Source organism: Stenotrophomonas sp. TWI587 (genome assembly GCF_039674145.1).
GTDB classification, from domain to species: domain Bacteria; phylum Pseudomonadota; class Gammaproteobacteria; order Xanthomonadales; family Xanthomonadaceae; genus Stenotrophomonas; species Stenotrophomonas maltophilia_AY.
In genome coordinates, this window is sequence record NZ_JBDJMW010000005.1 from 329,523 (window position 1) to 349,034 (window position 19,512).

The following is a 19,512-nucleotide window of genomic DNA, read 5'->3' on the forward strand; positions in this document are numbered from 1 at the left end:
CAAGCGCGAACGATTCCGTCTCGCGACGCTCATACCACCCCACTGGACTTCTACGATGCGCCGCATTCTTTTCCTTTCGATCGCTCTTGCCCTGCAGAGCGCCGCCGTCACCGCTACCGCGCAGGAGACGCGCGTGGCCAGCGAGGCGATTCCCGCCCAGCCGCTCGACCGTGCACTCAACGATCTGTCGCGCCAGACTGGCCTGCAGTTCGTCTACAACGCGCAGCAGGCCGGCAACCCGCGCACCCGCGCCATGCCGGCGGGGCTTGCCCCGCAGCAGGCACTGGAGCAGCTGCTGGACGGCACCGGCCTGCGCTATCGCTATCTCAACGACACCACGGTGACCATCGAAGCGCGCAGTGATAGCGCACCGTCGGGCACGTCTGCCGTGCCCGTCGCCACATCGGCCGTGGCATTTGAAGCGGCCCCCGCAGCGGAAGGCGCCGGCCTGCAGCAGCTGGAGCGCATTGACGTGGTGGGCAGCTACAGCCGCAGCCTGGAGCAGGCCGTGGACATCAAGCGCGCCACCATCGGTTTCTCCGACTCGATCGTGGCCACCGACGTGGCCGACTTTCCGGAGCAGAACCTGGCCGAAGCCCTGCAGCGCATGCCAGGCGTGACCATCGAACGCGACAAGGGCCTGGGCAGCCGCGTCAATGTGCGTGGCCTGCCGTCGGAGTACACCCATGTCTCGATCAACAACCTGGCCACCGCATCCGGCAGCGGTGGGCGTGACATCGAGTTCGACATCTTCGCCTCGGAGATCATCCAGCAGGTGACGGTGCTGAAGTCGCCCACGGCAGCGGACGAGGAGGGCGGCATCGCCGGCTCGGTGCAGATCTCCACCGCGCGCCCGTTCGATTACACCGGCCGCAAGCTGGTGGCGTCGGTGGAAGGGGCGCACAACTCGATCTCCGAAGAGGTCGACCCGAAATTCTCCTTCCTCGCCAGTGACACCTGGGGCGACTGGGGTGGCCTGGTGTCCTTCGCCACGGCCAAGCGCAGCAACCGGACCGATGCAACTTCCGGGATCAACTTCCGCCCGATGTCGCGCTTCCTCGGCGCCTCTGGCACGCGCGGAACGCAGGCCGCGGCCGTGTTGGCACGCGACGCCGGTGTGGTGGTCAAGAACCGCAACAACACCGATGAAAGCAACCTGATCGTGTTCCAGGACAAGGTCGGTGACCGCGTCTTCGTCAACGACCAGGACAAGTGGGGCGCTACCGCCTCACTGCAGTACAAGCCGAGCAGCCGCTTCAGCCTGACCTTCGATGCGATGCGCGGCGGCTACGACACCACTGAAGACGAGTACGACGCGGCGGCATACTCGGCGTCCAGCCGCAGCACGCTGGAGACCATCCACGATTACGATGCCAGCACGTTGTCGCAGTACGGCATCGTGGTACTGCGCGATGTGTCCTACACCGCCACCCAGCACGAGATGCTGAGCAAGGAGCGGATCAACAAGACCGACTTCAGCCAGTACAGCGTGGCGATGGACTGGCAGGGCGACACCTGGGGCGTGGATGCGATGGTCGGTTACTCCGGCGCCGACAAGACCCTGGACGCCAGCAACCTCAAGCACGTGGCCTACGCACCCTCGCGGACCCGGTGGACCGGCAAGAGTGGCGAGACGATTCCCAGCGCCGACCCGGCCAGCATCGACATGTACAACGCCTCGGACAAGTACCTGTTCGAAGCGTACGAGACGACCCTGGAGAAGGTCAGCGATGACAAGTACGCCGCCCAGGTGGATGTGACCAAGGCGCTGGAACTGGCCTTCCTGCCGGCGCTGCGCAGCGTGCAGTTCGGCGCGCGCTACACCGACAAATCCAAGCAGCGCGAGTATGGCGAGGCCAAGATCTACGGGCCGGGCGCGGGCAACAACAGCTGGGTGAACAAGCGCACGCTTGCCGACAGCCCGCTGCAGTCGATCGCCGATATCGTGCCGGGCGGTGGCTATTCGGTGAAGGACCTGGACTGGAAGATGGTCTCCAATGACTATGCACGCAGTGCGTTCCGCTATCCGGGCTTCGCGACGCCGTTCGATCCGGGCCAGTATTACCGGGTCGATGAGAACGTGACCAGCCTGTACGCCATGAGCGACATCGCCTTCGATGTGGGCCGCGTGCCGGTCTCGGTCAACGCCGGCGTGCGCTATGTGGACACCTCGGTGCAGTCCTCCGGCTTCCACCCGATCCAGCGGGCAGACGGCACCACCGGGTATACGGACACGCCGGTCTCGCGCAAAGGCAGCTACAACGATCTGTTGCCGAGCCTGAATGCCACCGCCGAACTGGCCGAGGGCCTCGTGCTGCGTGGCGCCGCCTCCAAGACGTTCATCCGCCCGGCATTGACCGACATCGCCTACAAGCGGACCGCCAGCTGGAGCTCGTTCCGCTTCACCGATGGCAACCCCGACCTGCAGCCGACCTATGCCAAGCAGTGGGAACTGGGCCTGGAGAAGTACCTGGACAACGGTGGCCTGCTCGCCACGTCCTATTTCCACAAGAAGATCGACGGCGTGGTGATCAATGCGCTGACCGGCGTGGTACCGGATGTGGCGGTCTACAACGCCAACGGCTCGCTCAACGGCACCTATGATTTCGACGTGTACCAGCCGATCAATGCCGATGGCACCTATGTGGTGAAGGGGGTGGAGCTGATCGCGCAGCTGCCGCTGAGCATGCTGCACCGTTCGCTGGAAGGCTTTGGCATCAACGCCAACTACACGATGCTGGACAGCTCGCTGGCCGGCGAATCCGACCTGGGCGTGAGCACGCCGATGCCGGGCCTGTCGGAGAAGTCATACAACATGACCGTGTACTACGAGAACGAGCGCTTTGATGCCCGGGTGTCCTACAACCACAAGGGGGAGTACGTGGAGTCGATCGGCTACAACATGTACCCGATCTGGCGCGATGACTACGGCCAGGTGGATGTGTCGATCGGCTACCGCGTCACCGACAACATCAAGCTGAGCCTGAAGGGCATCAACCTGACCAACCAGGCGACCACCGGGTACACGATGGATCCCACGTTCCCGACGATGTACGAGCGCTCCGGCCGCCGCATCAGCCTCGGCCTGCGCGCGGACTTCTGAGCCACCTCCGCGGTGCATCCGGGAGCGCGTGCGCGCGCCCCGGATGCTGCCGCCCGCCTGTGAGAAACCCCGATGCGACATTTCTTCTTCCTGCCGCTTGCGGCCGTGCTGGCGTGGCCAGCGATCTCGCGCGCGTCCGATGACGATGCTGGCCGCAGCTGGCAGGCCGGCGACCACCATGTCCACAGCGAGTGGAGCGTGGACTGGGACCATCGCACCACGCCGCCGACCCCGATCCGCGGCGGGGATTCGTCCTACAGCCGCACCCACAACGCCCGGCAGGCGCTGGCCAACGGTCTGACCTGGATGGTCCATACCGATCACGGTGGGCCTGGCCATTCGGCGGTTACCCGCGATCACGCGTGGCCGGCATTGCTGCAGGCCCGACGCGATGTGCCCACGCTGATCCAGTTCAACGGCATGGAATTCGATGTGCCGGCCGCCGAGCACGCCTCGCTGATCATCGCGCCCGGCCCTGACGAGCGCGAGCAGCTGATCACGATCGAACGCGATTACAGCCGCAGTGAACCCGTGCAGGGAAGCCGCGACGACGGGCAGACCATGCTCGATGCATTGACCCACATGGGCGCACTGTCGCCGTTGCCGCTGATGTTCATCAATCACCCCTCGCGCACCGCCACGGCGATGGGCCGTTGGGGGGATGTCGAGCCCGATGAGTTACGTGCCTGGCACGCCACCGCGCCGCAGGTGCTGGTCGGCATGGAAGGTGCCCCCGGCCACCAGGCCACGCGCGTCCATCGTGGTCTTTATCGCAATGCAGACGCACCCACGATGGGCGGCTTTGACCAGATGACCGCAACGGTCGGCGGCATCTGGGACACGCTGCTCTCGGAAGGCCATCGTTTCTGGATCACGGCCAGCTCCGATTCGCATGTCAATCAGCGCGATGGCGGCAGTGATTTTGATCCTGGCCAGTACAGCAAGACCCAGGTCTGGGCGCGTCGGGATGCCGATGACATCCTTGATGGCCTTCGCCACGGGCGCATGTTCGCGGTGACCGGTGATCTGATCGATGCACTTGAGCTGCGGGTCAGTACGGACGGAGAGGGCGTACGCAGTGCAATGATGGGCGACACGCTGTCGCTGTCCACTGCGGCGCCCATGCGCGTGGCGCTGCGGGTGCGTGTGCCGGCCTCAGCCAATCACGCGGGCCAGCACCCGGTGCTGGATCACATCGAGCTGATCGTGGGCGGCCTTGGCAATGGCAATGCCCCTGTTATGCAGACGCGTGTGTTCGGCGCCAGCGACTGGCAGGTGGACGGCGCGTGGCGAACGGTATCCTGGGTGTTGCCGGTGCCTGCACAGGGCGGGTTCGTCCGTGCACGCGGCAGCAGCACCCGTGAAGTGGCGCCGCTGCCCGATGTGCCGGGCGAAGATCCCTGGCAGGACCTGTGGTTCTATTCCAACCCGGTGTTTGTCGAGGTCGCGCGCTGAATTGGCGTCGATCCGGTGGCGAGCCGTGCGCGGCTGCAGATCATCAAGGTAGAGTGATTGCTTGCCTCAAGGATGTGGAAGGAAGTGCAGATGGTGGTACGAACGGTGTTGGTTGCGGATCTCGAACAGGCCAGTCGTGTGTGCATGGCTGCCTTCATGGGCGCGGTGGCGGATTCACTGACACCTCTTGGCATCGAGACGTTCTCCCGCATCGCGTCGGTGGAGGGGTTCCGTGCGCGCATGGCCCAGGACAATCTGATGTTGGCCTGCGAGCAGGAGGGCCGGATCGTCGGTATCGCCGAACTCAAGGAAGGTCGCCATGTCGCCATGCTGTTCGTTGATCCGGCCGCCCAGCAGCGGGGCATCGGCAAAGCCCTGATGGCCGCCATGATCGAGCAGGCGCGTGTGGAGGTTCTGACCGTCAGCGCGTCGCTGTCGTCGGTGCCTGCGTATGAGCGTTACGGCTTTGCCTGCACCGCCGATCCCGCGGAATCCTCCGGGTTGCGCTACCAGCCGATGGAGATGCGCCTCACCGCGCCGGTCTGACTTCACGCCGTTCAGGCAACACGTTCACGAAGGTGAGACAGCCGGCTGGCTACCGTGAAGGCCTGTCATTCAACCCGATTCGGGGAAAGGATCATCATGATCAAGTGGGCCATCATTTTTGCAGTCATCGGCCTGATCGCCGGCGCCCTCGGTTTCGCTGGCATCGGTGGCGCCGCCATCGGCATCGCCAAGTTCCTGTTCTGGGCCGGCATCATCATCGCCGTGGTGCTGTTCGTGCTGGGCATGACCATCGCCAAGAAAGTGACCTGACCCGTCCCACACCCGCTATGGGTCAACACCAGGGCCTGCGCGATATCGCGCAGGCCTTTTCATTGGGATCGCCTGATGTGTTTGGCATCGCGTGGCGCTTACTGGAAGTACACGGAAATCCCAATACCGGCCTGCGTATCCGGACTGCCATCATCCAAGCCCACGTCGAATGAGGCATCCAACTGCACGGTCGGGGCCACCATCCAGGTGACGCCAGCACCAGCAATCCGGGTCGATGGCTCGCCGTGGGCTTCGGTGAAACCGACCTCCAGATAGGTGCTGACGGTATCGGTGGCGGCGAAGCTCACGCTGGGCGCCCACGTGATGCTGTCCTCGCTGCCACCGCGGGTCACATTGGCGTACAGCGCGCCGGTCCAGCGATCATTGAAATCGTACTCATAGCTTGCACCCAGTGCGTACTGTGTCGCGCCCTCGCTGAAGTCGCGCGAGCCGGTGGGGAAGGTGGTGCTGGCCAGCAGCGCGACGGCGTGCTTTTCCGACGACAAGGGCAGGGCAACCTTCAGCCCGATGCCCACATCGCCGGCACCGTGGCTGCGCTCGGCAGGCGTATCGCGCGGCGCCACCCGCAGGTGGTTCCAGGGCGAGGTGAAGGCCTGCAGTTCGAGATGTTCGGCCAATCCGATCCGGAGATTGATATCGGCGCTGTACTGCGTGCTCAGCACACCCGCGTCGTCGCGGTCGCGGCTGAAGCTGGGCAGTCCCGCCTCCAGCGCGACGCCACCGCGGGGCAGTGTGGAGGCGGCGAAACCGATGCCGGGGCGGTCGAAGGCGATGTCCGGCGGCGCGTCCTGTTGGGCGTGCACACCACCGGAGCACAGCAGCAACAACAGCAGGACCGAACACCGCATGAAACGCTCCAGGCCGGCTGATACCGGCATCACGAGCAGCGCACCTGCTCCGTGGCCGGAATGTAGCACGCCGATTTCAGGGGCGATGTGGAGCGGAGATCCCTTTCGACGCCGCGTTGACCAGTGAGCCGACGTGCGCCTCAATGCGCCGGACGGGTCATCGCAATCAACGCATCGCGCAGGCGCACGCCCGCTGCCTCCTGCATCGCATCGCGGCCCAGTCGGCAGGCGTCGAGCACGACGCCATCGGCCGCGTGGCGTGCGGCCGTCAGCCGCGCGTCGCGACGCTCGTCGGCATGGTCGTCCAGCACTGCATCCAGCCATGCCCGTCGTGCGGCGATCCACTCCGCGTCGGCCTGGTAGGGACGGCAGTCGGTGCCGATGGTGCGCGCGACTTCGAACATCTCGGCAATGTAGGCCCGCGAGAAGCGGCCATGTGTCTGGCCGTCGCGGTCCATGCGGTGCTGGATCGCGCGGTGGAGGTTGGCCACGATCGCGTGGACGGCGAGGTCATCATTGGCTGCTTGCAGCAGGCAGGTATTGGTTGCGTTGTTCATTCGCGCCTCCAGAACACCGGTGGGGAAAACAAGGGAACGTCAGGTGCGGGGCAGGGCCGGATCACCCTGCCGCAGCAGGCTGCCCAACAGCGCCACCACGCGTTCGCCCTGGCCATCACAGGCCAGTTCGAACGTGGTCTGCCCGTCGAGCGCGGGCAGTGGGGAATGCAGAATCCATTCAAGAACGGCGGCGCGGTCCGGCTCGATCTGCAGGGCCAGATCCGCGACACGACGTACGATTCCCTGACGCATGATCAGAATCCGTAACTGAGGGAGAGGGCGGCGGTATCCATGTGGTTGCCGCGGGTCATCGGGCTGTCGCGCACCGCATCGGCCAGCGAGGTGCGCCGGATCGACGCAGTGGCGGTCCAACGCGGTCCCAGCGGCATGACCGCAGCAATGTCCATGTAGGGGGAAACACCGCTGCCGGCCGAGTACTGCGCCAGGCCGCTGCGGGCGGCTTCGCGGCCGCTGACCCCGAAGTAGTAGTCGTTCAGATCGGCGCTGGCGTAGTTCACGCCAACGGCGGGCATGAAGGTCACACGGCCGGCGGGGATCGGGTAGGCGTATTTGGCATCGGCCGAGAACCCGCCCCCGTGGCCGGTGACTTCGGCTTGCGCGTTGGCCTGCAGCACGCCCCAATCGGCCTGGTGCCGCCAGGACACGCCGAGCATGCCGGACAGGCTGCGGTTGTCGAGCTGGCGCAACTGCGGGTCGCGGCTGTCGCGGCGCTTGAAGCGCATCACGTATGGCGAAGCGGTCAGGGCGAGCTCGGACTGCGCGGTCTGGTGCAGGCGATACCCCACGCTGCCGCCACGGAAGAAGAACGAACGGCCTTCCCAGCTGATGATCGGGGCGGCCAGGCGATCGGTGTCATAGCCTGCATAGGGGGCTTTGAGGGCGACGACGGCGATGCCGACGCTCCCCTTTTTGCCGGCCTCGGGGGCATCGGCGGCCTGGGCAGTGGCGGCGGTCATTGCGCTGGCCAGCGCCAGGGCAGACAGAGCGGAAAGCGGACGCGGAGAACGGAAACGGACGTGCATGGACCTGCCGAGGGGGAACAACCGGAGTGTCATGGTGGGCGCACTACATTGTCGGAACGTTACGTCCGGCTGCGCGGTACCATCGCCTCCTTCGTACCCGCAGGCACCGCTCCCATGCGCCTTCTTCTCCTGGAAGATGACCCGGAAATGGCCAGCGCGATCCAGGTCAGCCTGGCGCGCCACGGCATGGTGGTGGACGTGGTGGGCTCGATGGCGCAGGCCGATGAAGCACTCAAGGCCGGCGTCCACCAGATCCTGCTGCTGGACCGGCAGCTGCCCGACGGCGATGGCGCCAGCTTCGTCAAGGTGGCACGCGAACACGTGCCCAACCTGCCGGTGATCATGTTGACCGCGCGCGCGTCGGTGGCCGACCGTGTGACGGGTCTGGACGTGGGCGCGGATGACTACCTGACCAAGCCGTTCGCCGTGGAGGAACTGCTTGCGCGGATCCGTGCGATCTCGCGGCGGCCCTCGCAGATCACCCTGCCCGTGTTGTCGTTGGGCCGGTTGCAGTTCGATTTCGTCTCGCGCGAGGCACGCGTGTCCGAGGTGCTGCTCGCGCTGCCACGACGCCAGTTGCTGGTGCTTGAGGCACTGGCCCTGCGGCAGGGGCGTACGGTGGGGCGTGCCTCACTGCTGGAGGCCGTGTACGGGTTCGACGATGCCATCCAGTCCAACGCCCTGGATGCGCATGTCTCCAAGCTGCGCAAGGCGCTGCTGGAAGCCGATGCAGGCGTGGAGATCCATGTCATGCGCGGCATCGGCTACCTGCTCAAGGATGCACCATGAGATTGCTCAAACCCGGCTCGCTCGCATTCAACCTGGCATGGAAAGTCGGCCTGATCCAGGTGGCCACGATCGCGCTCGCCTTGAGTGCGATGGTCCTGACCTACGGCAACGGTCGCTCGGCCTATATCGACTGGAGGACCGGTGACCAGATTGCAGCGGCCATCGCATTCAGTGGCCAAGGGCTGGAGGTGGATCGGGCGAAGCTGGCCGTCGCCGTGCCCCGTCCGCCGAGCACCTTCTGGTTCGCCGCTACCGATGAGCGGGGTCGGCGCTTGGTGCACGGTGAGGTCCCGGCGCAGTACGGCCCGTTGGTGGCGCAGCTGGAACATATCGAGCAGACCGACATCCGCACCCGCTTGCATGCAGATGCACTTGCCGCACGCGTGGTGGTCGTCGATCGGCCGCAAGGACGGCTGCATGTTGCGATGGGCGGCATTCCCGAACGCAGCATTGTGCGTCAGCTGCTGCTGATCGTCCGCTACCTTGGTGGCTGGATCGCGCTGCCGGTGCTGGTGATCACGTTGGTGGTGTCGCCGTGGGTCATCCACCGGGCACTGCGCGGCGTCAACCGCGTGGCCGCGCAGGCGGCGGCGATCCAGGTCAACGAGCGTGGCAGCGGTCTGGACACGCATGCGGTGCCGCTGGAGATCTATCCGCTGGTGGATGCCTTCAATTCCGCGGTGCGGCGTATCGGCGAAAGCTACGACGCGCAGGATCGCTTCCTCGCCGGTGCGGCGCACGAGCTGCGGATGCCGATCGCGATTCTGGCCACGCGCCTGGCCGATCTGCCGCCCGGCGATGCACGTTCACGCCTGCAGCTGGACCTCAGTCGCCTGAGCAACATCGCCGAGCAGCTGCTCGATCTGCAGCGGTTGGATCGACATGGCAGCCAGTCCCAGCGGATCGATCTGTCCGCGCTGACCCGCGAGGTGGCCGCGGATGTAGCGCCGCTGGTAGTGGATGCCGGTTACGGCTTTTCGGTGGACGCACCGGATCAGCCGATCTGGGTGCGTGGCGATCCGCATGCGCTGCACCGGGTCATCGCCAGCCTGCTGCAGAACGCCATCGCCCATGGCGGCGGCCGCGGCATGATCGCGGTGGCGATGTGCGATGACGGGGGCCTGTCGGTCAGCGATGAAGGTCCTGGCGTACCGGAGGCCGAGCGGCTGTCCGTGTTCGAGCCGTTCCATCGGTTGCGGCCCAGTGGCAGCGGCAGCGGGCTGGGCCTGCACCTCGCGCGCGAGATCGTGCTGCGGCACGCTGGCACCATCGCGGTGGACAGCGCCCCGGGGGGCGGCGCGCGGTTCCTGGTGGTGCTGCCGGTGGACCCGCGGCCGTTGCCACGTTCATCCGCCGCATGACCACGGCCAGGTGACTGGCAGGATCAGCGTTGCGATGGCGCGCTCGGCGGGGCAGCGCAGTAGGCGTTGATCGCCTCGGTGGTGTTCTCAAGCCGCTGGGCGTTGGCCAGTTCCCACGGCCGTTCGCACTGCTGCGTGCGCTCACACCAACGGTACCCAGCCGAGCCGATGCAGCCGTGTGCGTCGCGCTGGGTTCACTCCTCCATCACCTTGCGTGGGCTGAGATGCCCGGTAGCACGCGTGCCGAGGTGGAACGGTCATACATGATCGGCCGCGCGAGCGATGATGCGTTGGAGCGGGCTCCTTCCGACGATGAGGCTCGATGTCGTCCGCCGCCGCTCCAATGCCTGCAGGTGACGGTGTACCGCCAGGAGGCACTGCATGAAGACTCTGTTGTCGTTGCGTCACGTTGCGCTCGCCGTCGCGTTCACGTGTGCCGCCGCCCAGGCCGATGCCTGCACGCGCGTGGTGTACCTGGGCGACAACCAGGACGTCATCACCGCCCGCTCGATGGACTGGAAGAGCGATGTGGCCACCAACCTGTGGGTGCTGCCCAAAGGCATCGCCCGCGACGGCGAAGCCGGCGCCCGTTCGATACGCTGGACCTCGCGGTACGGCAGCGTCGTCGCCACCGGCTATGACATCTCCACCACCGATGGCCTCAACGAAGCCGGACTGTCGGCCAACCTGCTGTGGCTGGCCGAATCGGAGTACCCGCAGCAGCGCGGCACCCGACCGGGGCTGTCGATGTCGCTGTGGGCGCAGTACGTGCTCGACAACTTCGCGACCGTCGCCGAGGCGGTGGCAGCGCTGGAGCGTGAGCCGTTTACCATCGTGACCGACAAGGTGCCCGGGGAGTCGCGGCTGGCCACCTTGCACCTGTCGATGTCCGATAAGACCGGCGACAGTGCCATCGTGGAGTACATCAACGGCAAGCAGGTGATCCATCACGACCGCGCCTACCAGGTGATGACCAACTCCCCTGTGTTCGATCAGCAGCTGGCACTGAACAGCTACTGGCAGGACATCGGCGGTACGGTGATGCTGCCCGGCACCAACCGCTCGGCCGACCGTTTCGCCCGTGCGAAGTTCTACATCAACGCGATTCCCAAGAGCGAAGATCCGGTGGTGGCGCTGGCCAGTGTGTTCAGCGTGATCCGCAACGTATCTGTGCCGTACGGCATCACCACGCCGGGCGAGCCGAACATCTCCTCCACGCGCTGGCGCACCGTGGCCGACCACAAGCGCAGGCTGTACTTCTTCGAATCGGCGATGACCCCCAACACCTTCTGGGTAGACCTCAACAAGGCCGACTTTTCTCGCGGCGCGCCGGTGCTGAAGCTGGATCTTGGCCCCGACCAGCGCAACGTGTTCGCAGGGGATGCGCTGGACCGGTTCCAACCGGCCGAGCCGTTCCGGTTCCTCGGTATCGAGGGCTGAGCAGGCGCCCGGGACACCCGGCCGCGCTGCGGCCGGTAATTCCGCCCCGAAAATCAGACTAATCCGATAACAACGATCTTCGAGCTGCTCTATCGTTCCTGCTGAGGGATGGATCCCTCCCGTCGTGAGCTTCTCGCCCAGGCATGCCGCAAAGGAACGATCCGCATGGTGATCAAACTGCAACACATCGAACGCCGCTGGCACGTCGTGCACCCGGCCAAATCCGCGCCGATTGCCTTCCGCAGCGGAGCCATCGCCTTCGATTTCGCCGACGCACTGGCGCGCGAGCACTTCGCTGAAACCGGCGACAGCAGCGCCGTACGTGTAGAGGTGCTGGAGACCTACGTGGACGCCGTCCGCTACGGCTGAGCGCGCGGTCAGGGCGCGGCGGCGTTGGATGTGACGGTCCGATATCGGCCCAGTCAGCCCCGCGTCGGGTACCTAAATAGGGGATGAAATCAGCGACTTCTGGCCTATGTCGCGCGCGGTGAGGATCACCGATCCTGTGCGCCTCCCAACACAGTAACGAGGAACGCATGACGAGCAACAGGAAGCCCACGGGGTCGAAGCGCTGGCTGTGGGCTGCGGTGCCCGCGTTGATGGCGTTGGCGGGGGCTGCGCAGGCGCAGGACTACGGTCGCGGTTATGACGATGGGTACAACGGTGGGCCGGTGCGCTGCGAGTCGGTCAAGAACCGGACCCAGCAATGCGCGCTGCCCGGCCGTGCCCGCCTGGTGCGGCAGATTTCCGGCTCTCCCTGCATCGAAGGGCAGACCTGGGGCCAGGCCCGTGATGGCGTATGGGTCACCCAGGGCTGCCGGGCTGAGTTCATTGCCGAGCGGGGACGACCCTCGCACGGGGGCTGGGGCAACAACGGCGGCGGCTGGAACAATGGCGGGCATGGCAATAGCCGTGGCGAGCTGATCACCTGCGATTCCAACGACCGTCGCCAGCGCCGCTGCAACGTGACCATCCGTCGTGATGCCCGTCTGGTCCGTCAGACCTCGAAGACCGCCTGTGTCGAAGGTCAGACCTGGGGCTGGGACCGCAACGGGGTGTGGGTTTCGGGCGGTTGCCGCGGTCAGTTCGCGGTGAATTGATCGGCACTGCGTGCCGATCCAGGCGGCCTGCCCTCCAGACGATGGCAGGCCGCAGGGCGTGCGGGCTCAGCCCGCAGCGCTGAGCGGCTGGCCGCTCTTGACCAGCATCGGCCAGCGCTTGAGCACGGCCTGGCGGATGCCATCGGCATCGATGCCGGCTTCGGCCAGCAGGTCTTCGCGGCTGGCGTGGTGCTGGAAGCTGTCCGGCAGGCCAAGGTGCAGGAACGGCTTGAGCACGTTCTCGGCATTGAGCAGTTCGGCCACGCCCGAGCCGGCACCGCCGGCGACCACGTTGTCTTCGATGGTGACGAAGCCTTCGTGACGCTGCGCCAGCTCCAGCAGCAGGGCACGGTCAAGCGGCTTGATGAAGCGCATGTTGACCACGGTCAGCCCCAGTTCGCGGCCCACTTGTTCGGCAGCCGTCACGGTGCTGCCGAAGGCGAGCAGGGCGATGCGGCTGCCCTGCAGGCGCAGCTCGGCCTTGCCGATCTCCAGCGTGGCCAGATCCGTGCCGGCGGCGATGCCGGTGCCGCTGCCGCGCGGGTAGCGCACCGCGGCCGGGCCGGCATAGCGCAGGCCGGTGGTCAGCATCTGGCGGCACTCGGCTTCATCGGACGGGGCCATCACCACCATGTGCGGCACGCAGCGCAGGAAGCTCAGGTCCAGGTTGCCGGCATGGGTCGCGCCGTCCGGGCCGACCACGCCAGCGCGGTCGATCGCGAACAGCACGTCCAGCTCCTGCACGGCCACGTCGTGGACCAGCTGGTCGTACGCGCGCTGCAGGAACGTCGAGTAGATCGCCACGACCGGCTTGGCGCCTTGGGTGGCCATGCCGGCCGCCAGGGTCACCGCGTGCTGCTCGGCGATGGCCACATCGAAGTAGCGCTCCGGGTACTCCTTGCTGAAGCGCACCAGGCCCGAGCCTTCGCGCATCGCCGGGGTGATGCCCATCAGCTTCGGTTCGGCCGCGGCGGCATCGCACAGCCAGTCGCTGAAGACGTCGGTGTAGGTCGGCTTCTTGGCCCCGCCCTTGGCGATCAGGCCCTTGTCCGGATCGAACGGGCCGACCGCGTGATACCCGATCTGGTCGCCCTCTGCGCGCTCGTAACCCTTGCCCTTGGTGGTCATCACGTGCAGCAGCTTCAGGCCCTTCAGGCTCTTGAGCGTCTTCAGCGTGGCGACCAGCGCCGGCACGTCGTGGCCATCGATCGGGCCGGTGTAATGGAAGCCCATTTCCTCGAAGAAGGTGGACGGCACGAACATGCCCTTCCAGTGCTCTTCCCAGCGCTTGACGAAGCGCGCGGTGGGGTTGTGCTTCTTGTCGCCGAGAATCTTCTTGCCGCCTTCGCGCAGCGCATTGAGCGTGCGGCTGCCGGTGGCGCGGCCGAGCATCTTGGTCAGCCCACCCACGGCCTCGGAGATCGACATGTTGTTGTCGTTGAGGATCACCAGCAGGTTCGGTTCCTGCTCCATGCCGCCGGCGTGGTTCAGGGCCTCATAGGCCATGCCGGCGGTCATCGCGCCATCGCCGATCACAGCCACGACCTTGCGGTCATCGCCTTCGGCCTGGCGCGCGATCGCCATGCCCAGCGCGGCCGAGATGGAGGTGGAGGAATGGCCGACGCCGAAGGTGTCGTACTCGCTTTCCTCGCGCTTGGGGAACGGCGCGACGCCGTCCTTCTGCTTGACCGTGTGGATCTCGTCGCGACGGCCGGTCAGGATCTTGTGCGGGTAGGTCTGATGACCCACATCCCAGACCAGCTGATCGACGGGCGTCTGATACAGGTAGTGCAGGGCGACGGTCAGTTCGATCACGCCCAGGCCGGCGCCGAAATGGCCGCCACTCTTGCCCACCGACTCGATCAGGTAGGCACGCAGTTCATCCGCGATCGCGGGCAGTTCGGATTCATCGAACCTGCGCAGGTCATCCGGTGACTGGATGCGCGCAAGGCGGGGATAGCGGGCGGAATCGATCATGTTTATCGCGCTTCTTCTGAGCGCCTATTTTCCCCCCCAAATGAGGGTGGGGCAAGCAAACCGCCTTTTCAGTGAGTAAACAGTGAGGGTGGCTGCGACAGAACGTCGCAGCGTGCTCAGGCAGAAAGCTTGGAGCGCTTGGGCAGCTGCGCCTTCAGGAACGCCATCTGATCGGCCAGGATGTTGCGGTTGGACAGGATCATGTGTTCGATCCAGCTGGGCCGGTACGGCACCGCCAGCAGCGGCATGCCCGCCTGCTGCGGGGTCCGGTTGCTCTTGCGCGAGTTGCAGTGGAAGCAGGCGCTGACCACGTTCTCCCAGACATCCAGGCCGCCCTTGGAGATCGGCATGACGTGGTCGCGGGTCAGCTGCGGGCGATTGAACTGTTGCCCGCAGTACAGGCACAGGTGGGAATCACGCGCGAACAATGCCGGATTGGACAGATTCGGGGTCGGGTCGATCGCGCGGGAGCGGGCGTGGCCGCGGGCAGCGATGATCGGGTGCAGGTCCAGGCCGCTCTGCAGGCCGGTGGTGCGGCAGATGCCGCCGTGGATGTGCAGGCAGGGGTCGCCAAGGGTCCAGGCCACCGCGCCGCGCGCGTAGAGGCAGGAAGCATCCTGCCAGTTGATCCAGTCCAGTACGCGCCCGTGGGCGTCCAGGGCCAACAACCGCACCGAGCCGGGCCGATGCAGCGTAACGATCGGCGATACCTCAGCGACCGGGGCGGACGAGGCTCCGGTATCGATCAGACCCAAGCGTGTAGTGTCTGTCTCCATCGGGAAAACAGCTTATACCCGAATCGTTACGAATTGGGTATAGGGGCTTGCGCCCCTACCCGATTCGTAACGATTCGGTCAGGCATTCCACCTTAACCCCGCGCCGTTGGCGCGCCCCCTTCAACAAGAAGGGGGCTTTTCTCCATACGGTGCATCGGGTGCCGGCCAGCGGCCGGCAGCCGTTCAACCTTCGCCGAAATGCGCGTCGGTCATGGCCATCAGCGGTTCGGCGCCGGACTGGATCGCGGCGGCGTGGCTGAGGGTGCGCGGCAGCACGCGGGCGAAATAGAAGCGGGCGGTCTCGCGCTTGGCCTGCTTGAAGGCGTCGCTCTGCGCGGAGGCATCAGCGGCGGCAACGCTGCGTGCCCACCAGTAGGCCAGCACCACATAGCCCGAGTAGAACAGGTAATCGAAGCTGGCGGCGCCCAGTTCGTCCGGATTGGTGGCCGCGCGCTGCAGGGTCGCCAAGGTCAGCTTGGCCCATTCGTCGGCCTTGGCGCGCAGCGGGGCGATGAACTCGGCCAGCGCTTCGTTGCCCTCATTGGCCTTGGCGAAGGCCTCGATCTCGGCCAGCATCAGCTTCAGCCCGGCGCCCTGGCTGGAGGCGGTCTTGCGGCCGATCAGATCCAGCGCCTGGATGCCGGTGGTGCCTTCATACAGCGTGGTGATGCGGGCATCGCGGGCCAACTGCTCCATGCCGTGCTCGCGGATGTAGCCGTGGCCACCGAAGCACTGCAGGGCGTTGTAGGTGTTCTCGATGCCCCATTCGGTCTGGCAGGCCTTGGAGATCGGGGTGAGGAAGCTCACCAGCGTGTCCGCCCGCTCGCGCTCGCCGGCATCTTCGGCGTGGTGGGCGACGTCGATCAGGGTGGCGGCGTGCAGGGCGAGCAGGCGGCTGCCTTCCACCAGCGATTTGATGGTCAGCAGCATGCGCCGCACATCCGGGTGGACAAGGATCGGGTCGGCCGGCTTCTCCGGATTCTTCGGGCCGCTCAGTGAACGCGACTGCAGACGCTCGCGGCTGTACTTCAGGGCGTTCTGGTAAGCACGCTCGGACAGACCGATGCCCTGCAGGCCGACGCCCAGGCGCGCGGTGTTCATCATGGTGAACATTGCCTGCAGGCCCTTGTGCGGCTGGCCGACCAGATAGCCTTCGGCACCGTCGAAGTTCATCACGCAGGTGACTGAGCCCTTGATGCCCATCTTGTGTTCGATCGAACCGCAGCGCAGCGCATTGCGCTCGCCCACCTTGCCCTCTCGGTCGACCTTGAATTTCGGGGTGACGAACAGCGAAATGCCTTTGGCCCCGGCGGGTGCGTCGGGCAGCTTGGCCAGCACCAGATGCACGATGTTGTCGGTGAGGTCGTGCTCGCCGGCGGTGATGAAAATCTTGGTGCCGGTGATGGCGTAGCTGCCGTCCGCGTTCGGCTCGGCCTTGGTCTTGAGCAGGCCAAGATCAGTGCCGCAATGCGGTTCGGTCAGGCACATGGTGCCGGTCCAGCGGCCTTCGATCAGCGGCTTGAGGAAGGCCTCCTGCTGCCAGGCCTCGCCATGCTGCTTGAGCGCTTCGATCGCACCGTGCGAGAGCAGCGGGAAGTTGCCCCAGGCCAGGTTGGCGGCGTTGATCATTTCGTTGAGCGGCACGCCCAGCGTATGCGGCAGGCCCTGGCCACCGAGTTCCGGTGCGGCAGTCAAACCGGTCCAGCCGCCGTCCACGAACTGCGTGTAGGCCTGCTTGAAGCCCGGCGGGGTGGTGACCTCGCCCGTGGCCTGGTCCAGGACGCAGCCGATCTCATCGCCCACGCTGTTCAACGGCGCCAGCACGCTGGCACTGAAACGGCCGGCCTCTTCCAGCACGGCATCCACCACATCGGCAGTGGCATCGGTCAGGCCAAGGCGCGCGAACAGCGGCTCGACCTTGAGCACGTCATGCAGGGCGAAACGGATATCGGAAAGCGGGGCGGTGTAGCTGCTCATCGGGGACAGTCTCGATCAGTGGCGAAGGGTGGCGGAAACCCGCCGGTCAGCGCAGGACGCCGGGCAGGCCGGGGGCCTGGTTGAGCGTGCTGCGGCTATCAATCTCGAACGTGCGTTGTTTCTTTTCCTGCGGGGTGGCGCTCACCGTGCCCTTGAGCGAATAGCCCAGGGTGCGGTTGCCGGCCAGTGCGTCGGCCATCACCAGGCGGGCGCCCGAGCTCGGCGTGAGCTCGACGTTGACCACATCGGCGGACACGCCACCGATGGACAGTGCAGGCTGCAGCTGCAGCTGGCCCGCGTCCTGATCACTCACCTTCAGCTGCAGCGAGACGTTGTCGAAGGTCATGGGCATGGAGCTGAAGTTCTGCAGGCGCAGCGCGACCGTCCAGCTGCCATCGGCACGCACCGTCAACTCCTGCACGCTGGCGGCCGGCTCGGAGACACGTTTGACCGTCTTGTTGCAGGCGGTCAGGGCCAGCGAGGCGATGACGATCAGGGCAAGGGCGAGGCGGGGACGGAAGCGGTGGGGCATGGCGCAATCCTCAGGCGGGTGTTGCATGGGTATGAGCATACTACGGCGTATGGTGTTCGCGCTGCCCGGGGCAGCGTGACGCAAGGGTAGGGCACCGGGATGACGGCGCCACGTGCTTTTAGTCGTGGGAAGGTGCAGGCGGGCCCGGGCCTCTGGGGTGGCCCGGCCGGGTCAGTCCAGCGGCGCCATCACCCGCAGGGGGGCCAGGTCATAGCCCATCGCCTCGGCCCGGGCCTTGAGCTGCTCGAACAGGGCCGTGTCCATGCTCGGCGAGCGCGACAGGATCCACAGGTACTTGCGGTCCGGCTCGCCAACCACGGCCCACTGGTAGCCGGGGTCCAGCGCGATCACCCAGTAATCGGCCCACACCAGCGGCACCCAGGACAGCCAGTCCGGCACGAAACGTACCTGCAGGCGGCCGGGATGGCCTTCGACCGGGCGCGCTACGCCATCGGCGGCAACGCGATCCCCGTCAGCCTCGCGGCAGGCGTTGTGCACGCTGATCCGTCCATCGGCACGCAGGCTGTAGGTGGCGGTGATGTCGCCCACGCATTTCTTCTGGAACGATACCGGCAGGTGCGCGATCTCATGCCACTGGCCCGCGTAGCGGTCCATGTCCAGCGCCTCCACCGAGGTCACCGGCGCGGCGGCCCAGGCCGGGGCACTGGCGGCTAAGGCAAGCAGGGCACTGAACAGATGGCGGCTGCGCATGGTCGACACTCCAGACAAGACGCAGCGAGCTTAGGCACAGGCCGACCGGAAATTGTGAATATTCCGTCATCCAGTGGCACTGTCACAGCGTTGAGGTGTGCGTGGAACGCGCGCGCCACTGCTGCCGGCCATCCGATACCCTCGCTACGGGCTGTCGGCAGAGAGTTCGCGCGTTGCGTTGCCGTTCTCATCAAGGAAGCGCACGCTGGCATCTCCTGATGGCGTGACCACCAGTTCCAGCCGCGGCTTTCCTCGCCCGTCGCGCAAGGTGAGCATGGCTTCGCGGGCATCGGATTTGCCCAGGAACACGCGTTCGGTGATCGCAGGAACGCCCTCCCGATGAAGTGACTCGTCGCGCTCGGAGAAGAATGGGCGGGACAGACCATCGGCGACGTCGTTGAAGCTCAGGCCTGCGTAGTGTGTCCCTGCGTCATCCACGCCCAGCAGTTGCATCTGCTGGTCCTGCTGATAGCGATCGAAGGTCAGGCTCATGCCGCTGGAGGGCTTGCCGTTTTTGTCGAGCGAGCCGTTGTAGATCAGCCCGCCGTTTTCCGTTCCTTCATCATTGAAGAACAGCATGCCTGCCATGGGGCGCGGATGGGGCTGCTCCTTGTTGTGAATGATCACGCCAGGAAACAGCGTGCGATTGGATATCGCCAATCGCAGCGTTCCGTCGGGTTCCTTGATGTTGATGCGCTGTGCATCGATGACGTCAAAGCTGGCGCTGCGCTGTGACGTCGCCCCCATCATCAACGCCGCCATGGTCAGCAGACCGGCCGCTGCGCAGCCCAGCGTGAGTCGCCGTTGGTTTCGCTTGAGCTGCGCGATCTGCGCCTGCAGTGCTTCGATGCCGTCCGACATTCACCTCTCCCTGTGTGCGCGGCCTTGGGGACGAACATGCGCGGCCGCAGACGACCCTGTCCGCAGGGTGAGCATGCCAGCGCGTTGCAATGCAGGGCAAGGAACGGCGCTGCGCGACGGATAGCCGTTTCGATGTTCGCTTCAT

At 65.9% G+C, this 19,512-nt stretch carries 19 protein-coding genes and 1 pseudogene; 9 read left to right on the top strand and 11 right to left on the bottom strand.

What is annotated here, in order from left to right:
* The first annotated feature begins 55 nt into the window (after positions 1 to 55).
* From ABE464_RS10935 to ABE464_RS10950, 4 genes are all read left to right on the top strand, one after another.
* Complete coding sequence (locus ABE464_RS10935; RefSeq protein WP_346471957.1) at positions 56 to 3,103, top strand: TonB-dependent receptor; 3,048 nt, start codon at positions 56 to 58, stop codon at positions 3,101 to 3,103.
* A 72-nt stretch (positions 3,104 to 3,175) separates the two neighbouring features.
* Positions 3,176 to 4,558, top strand: coding sequence for a hypothetical protein (locus ABE464_RS10940; RefSeq protein ID WP_346471958.1), 1,383 nt, complete (start codon positions 3,176 to 3,178; stop codon positions 4,556 to 4,558).
* 72 nt (positions 4,559 to 4,630) lie between these two features.
* On the top strand, positions 4,631 to 5,104 hold the full coding sequence (locus ABE464_RS10945) for a GNAT family N-acetyltransferase (RefSeq protein ID WP_346471959.1): 474 nt from the start codon (positions 4,631 to 4,633) through the stop codon (positions 5,102 to 5,104).
* Between the two features lie 96 nt (positions 5,105 to 5,200).
* A complete protein-coding gene (locus ABE464_RS10950) occupies positions 5,201 to 5,374 on the top strand; it encodes a DUF1328 family protein (RefSeq protein WP_019182774.1) in 174 nt (57 codons plus the stop codon).
* Positions 5,375 to 5,472: 98 nt separating this feature from the next.
* On the opposite strand, the gene ABE464_RS10955 is transcribed toward ABE464_RS10950, so the two are convergent.
* The 4 genes from ABE464_RS10955 to ABE464_RS10970 all read right to left on the bottom strand — a co-directional run bounded on the left by ABE464_RS10955 (position 5,473) and on the right by ABE464_RS10970 (position 7,777).
* A complete protein-coding gene (locus tag ABE464_RS10955; protein WP_346471960.1) occupies positions 5,473 to 6,243 on the bottom strand; it encodes a transporter in 771 nt (256 codons plus the stop codon).
* A 140-nt stretch (positions 6,244 to 6,383) separates the two neighbouring features.
* Entirely contained in the window at positions 6,384 to 6,800 is a 417-nt protein-coding gene (locus ABE464_RS10960) for a hypothetical protein (RefSeq protein WP_346471961.1), read from the bottom strand.
* 39 nt (positions 6,801 to 6,839) lie between these two features.
* Positions 6,840 to 7,052: a hypothetical protein gene (locus ABE464_RS10965; protein WP_346471962.1), complete on the bottom strand. Its 213-nt coding sequence runs from the start codon at positions 7,050 to 7,052 to the stop codon at positions 6,840 to 6,842.
* Between the two features lie 2 nt (positions 7,053 to 7,054).
* Positions 7,055 to 7,777, bottom strand: a complete 723-nt coding sequence (locus tag ABE464_RS10970) for a MipA/OmpV family protein (RefSeq protein ID WP_346471963.1) — start codon at positions 7,775 to 7,777, stop codon at positions 7,055 to 7,057.
* Positions 7,778 to 7,957: 180 nt separating this feature from the next.
* Here ABE464_RS10970 and ABE464_RS10975 point away from each other — a divergent pair, with 180 nt between their 5' ends.
* Positions 7,958 to 8,632: a response regulator transcription factor gene (locus ABE464_RS10975; protein WP_346471964.1), complete on the top strand. Its 675-nt coding sequence runs from the start codon at positions 7,958 to 7,960 to the stop codon at positions 8,630 to 8,632.
* Entirely contained in the window at positions 8,629 to 9,993 is a 1,365-nt protein-coding gene (locus ABE464_RS10980; RefSeq protein ID WP_346471965.1) for a HAMP domain-containing sensor histidine kinase, read from the top strand. Before ABE464_RS10975 ends, ABE464_RS10980 begins: the two co-directional genes overlap by 4 nt.
* A 23-nt stretch (positions 9,994 to 10,016) precedes the next feature.
* Here the strand turns inward: ABE464_RS10980 and ABE464_RS10985 are convergent.
* Positions 10,017 to 10,181: pseudogene (locus ABE464_RS10985) on the bottom strand (peptidase); the annotation flags it as partial.
* 193 nt (positions 10,182 to 10,374) lie between these two features.
* On the opposite strand from ABE464_RS10985, the gene ABE464_RS10990 reads away from it, so the two are divergent.
* The 3 genes from ABE464_RS10990 to ABE464_RS11000 all read left to right on the top strand — a co-directional run bounded on the left by ABE464_RS10990 (position 10,375) and on the right by ABE464_RS11000 (position 12,533).
* On the top strand, positions 10,375 to 11,433 hold the full coding sequence (locus ABE464_RS10990; protein ID WP_346471966.1) for a linear amide C-N hydrolase: 1,059 nt from the start codon (positions 10,375 to 10,377) through the stop codon (positions 11,431 to 11,433).
* 165 nt (positions 11,434 to 11,598) lie between these two features.
* On the top strand, positions 11,599 to 11,802 hold the full coding sequence (locus ABE464_RS10995) for a hypothetical protein (protein ID WP_346471967.1): 204 nt from the start codon (positions 11,599 to 11,601) through the stop codon (positions 11,800 to 11,802).
* 167 nt (positions 11,803 to 11,969) lie between these two features.
* Positions 11,970 to 12,533 (top strand): DUF3011 domain-containing protein, encoded by a 564-nt coding sequence (locus ABE464_RS11000; RefSeq protein WP_346471968.1) that lies wholly within the window; start codon positions 11,970 to 11,972, stop codon positions 12,531 to 12,533.
* Positions 12,534 to 12,599: 66 nt separating this feature from the next.
* Here ABE464_RS11000 and dxs read toward each other — a convergent pair whose 3' ends face one another.
* The 6 genes from dxs to ABE464_RS11030 form a co-directional block, all read right to left on the bottom strand.
* The gene (dxs, locus tag ABE464_RS11005; RefSeq protein WP_346471969.1) at positions 12,600 to 14,510 is read right to left on the bottom strand and encodes a 1-deoxy-D-xylulose-5-phosphate synthase; all 1,911 of its coding nucleotides are present in this window, start codon (positions 14,508 to 14,510) and stop codon (positions 12,600 to 12,602) included.
* 116 nt (positions 14,511 to 14,626) lie between these two features.
* Entirely contained in the window at positions 14,627 to 15,286 is a 660-nt protein-coding gene (locus ABE464_RS11010) for an HNH endonuclease (protein ID WP_179458428.1), read from the bottom strand.
* A 183-nt stretch (positions 15,287 to 15,469) separates the two neighbouring features.
* Positions 15,470 to 17,263: an acyl-CoA dehydrogenase C-terminal domain-containing protein gene (locus tag ABE464_RS11015; RefSeq protein ID WP_346471970.1), complete on the bottom strand. Its 1,794-nt coding sequence runs from the start codon at positions 17,261 to 17,263 to the stop codon at positions 15,470 to 15,472.
* 46 nt (positions 17,264 to 17,309) lie between these two features.
* Entirely contained in the window at positions 17,310 to 17,795 is a 486-nt protein-coding gene (locus tag ABE464_RS11020; protein ID WP_346471971.1) for an LEA type 2 family protein, read from the bottom strand.
* 171 nt (positions 17,796 to 17,966) lie between these two features.
* Entirely contained in the window at positions 17,967 to 18,506 is a 540-nt protein-coding gene (locus tag ABE464_RS11025; protein ID WP_346471972.1) for a lipocalin family protein, read from the bottom strand.
* 144 nt (positions 18,507 to 18,650) lie between these two features.
* Entirely contained in the window at positions 18,651 to 19,367 is a 717-nt protein-coding gene (locus ABE464_RS11030) for a hypothetical protein (RefSeq protein ID WP_346471973.1), read from the bottom strand.
* Between the last annotated feature and the right edge of the window lie 145 nt (positions 19,368 to 19,512).

Bases quoted from the DNA above. Each gene is read 5' to 3' on its own strand.
- ABE464_RS10955 (WP_346471960.1), bottom strand. From the start codon at position 6,243: ATGCGGTGTTCGGTCCTGCTGTTGTTGCTGCTGTGCTCCGGTGGTGTG.
- ABE464_RS11020 (WP_346471971.1), bottom strand. From the start codon at position 17,795: ATGCCCCACCGCTTCCGTCCCCGCCTCGCCCTTGCCCTGATCGTCATC.
- ABE464_RS11025 (WP_346471972.1), bottom strand. From the start codon at position 18,506: ATGCGCAGCCGCCATCTGTTCAGTGCCCTGCTTGCCTTAGCCGCCAGT.
- ABE464_RS10970 (WP_346471963.1), bottom strand. From the start codon at position 7,777: ATGACCGCCGCCACTGCCCAGGCCGCCGATGCCCCCGAGGCCGGCAAA.
- ABE464_RS10965 (WP_346471962.1), bottom strand. From the start codon at position 7,052: ATGCGTCAGGGAATCGTACGTCGTGTCGCGGATCTGGCCCTGCAGATC.
- ABE464_RS10945 (WP_346471959.1), top strand. From the start codon at position 4,631: ATGTGGAAGGAAGTGCAGATGGTGGTACGAACGGTGTTGGTTGCGGAT.
- ABE464_RS10950 (WP_019182774.1), top strand. From the start codon at position 5,201: ATGATCAAGTGGGCCATCATTTTTGCAGTCATCGGCCTGATCGCCGGC.
- ABE464_RS10975 (WP_346471964.1), top strand. From the start codon at position 7,958: ATGCGCCTTCTTCTCCTGGAAGATGACCCGGAAATGGCCAGCGCGATC.
- ABE464_RS11010 (WP_179458428.1), bottom strand. From the start codon at position 15,286: ATGGAGACAGACACTACACGCTTGGGTCTGATCGATACCGGAGCCTCG.
- ABE464_RS10990 (WP_346471966.1), top strand. From the start codon at position 10,375: ATGAAGACTCTGTTGTCGTTGCGTCACGTTGCGCTCGCCGTCGCGTTC.
- ABE464_RS10960 (WP_346471961.1), bottom strand. From the start codon at position 6,800: ATGAACAACGCAACCAATACCTGCCTGCTGCAAGCAGCCAATGATGAC.
- ABE464_RS10980 (WP_346471965.1), top strand. From the start codon at position 8,629: ATGAGATTGCTCAAACCCGGCTCGCTCGCATTCAACCTGGCATGGAAA.
- ABE464_RS11015 (WP_346471970.1), bottom strand. From the start codon at position 17,263: ATGAGCAGCTACACCGCCCCGCTTTCCGATATCCGTTTCGCCCTGCAT.
- ABE464_RS10940 (WP_346471958.1), top strand. From the start codon at position 3,176: ATGCGACATTTCTTCTTCCTGCCGCTTGCGGCCGTGCTGGCGTGGCCA.
- ABE464_RS11000 (WP_346471968.1), top strand. From the start codon at position 11,970: ATGACGAGCAACAGGAAGCCCACGGGGTCGAAGCGCTGGCTGTGGGCT.
- dxs (WP_346471969.1), bottom strand. From the start codon at position 14,510: ATGATCGATTCCGCCCGCTATCCCCGCCTTGCGCGCATCCAGTCACCG.
- ABE464_RS10935 (WP_346471957.1), top strand. From the start codon at position 56: ATGCGCCGCATTCTTTTCCTTTCGATCGCTCTTGCCCTGCAGAGCGCC.
- ABE464_RS11030 (WP_346471973.1), bottom strand. From the start codon at position 19,367: ATGTCGGACGGCATCGAAGCACTGCAGGCGCAGATCGCGCAGCTCAAG.
- ABE464_RS10995 (WP_346471967.1), top strand. From the start codon at position 11,599: ATGGTGATCAAACTGCAACACATCGAACGCCGCTGGCACGTCGTGCAC.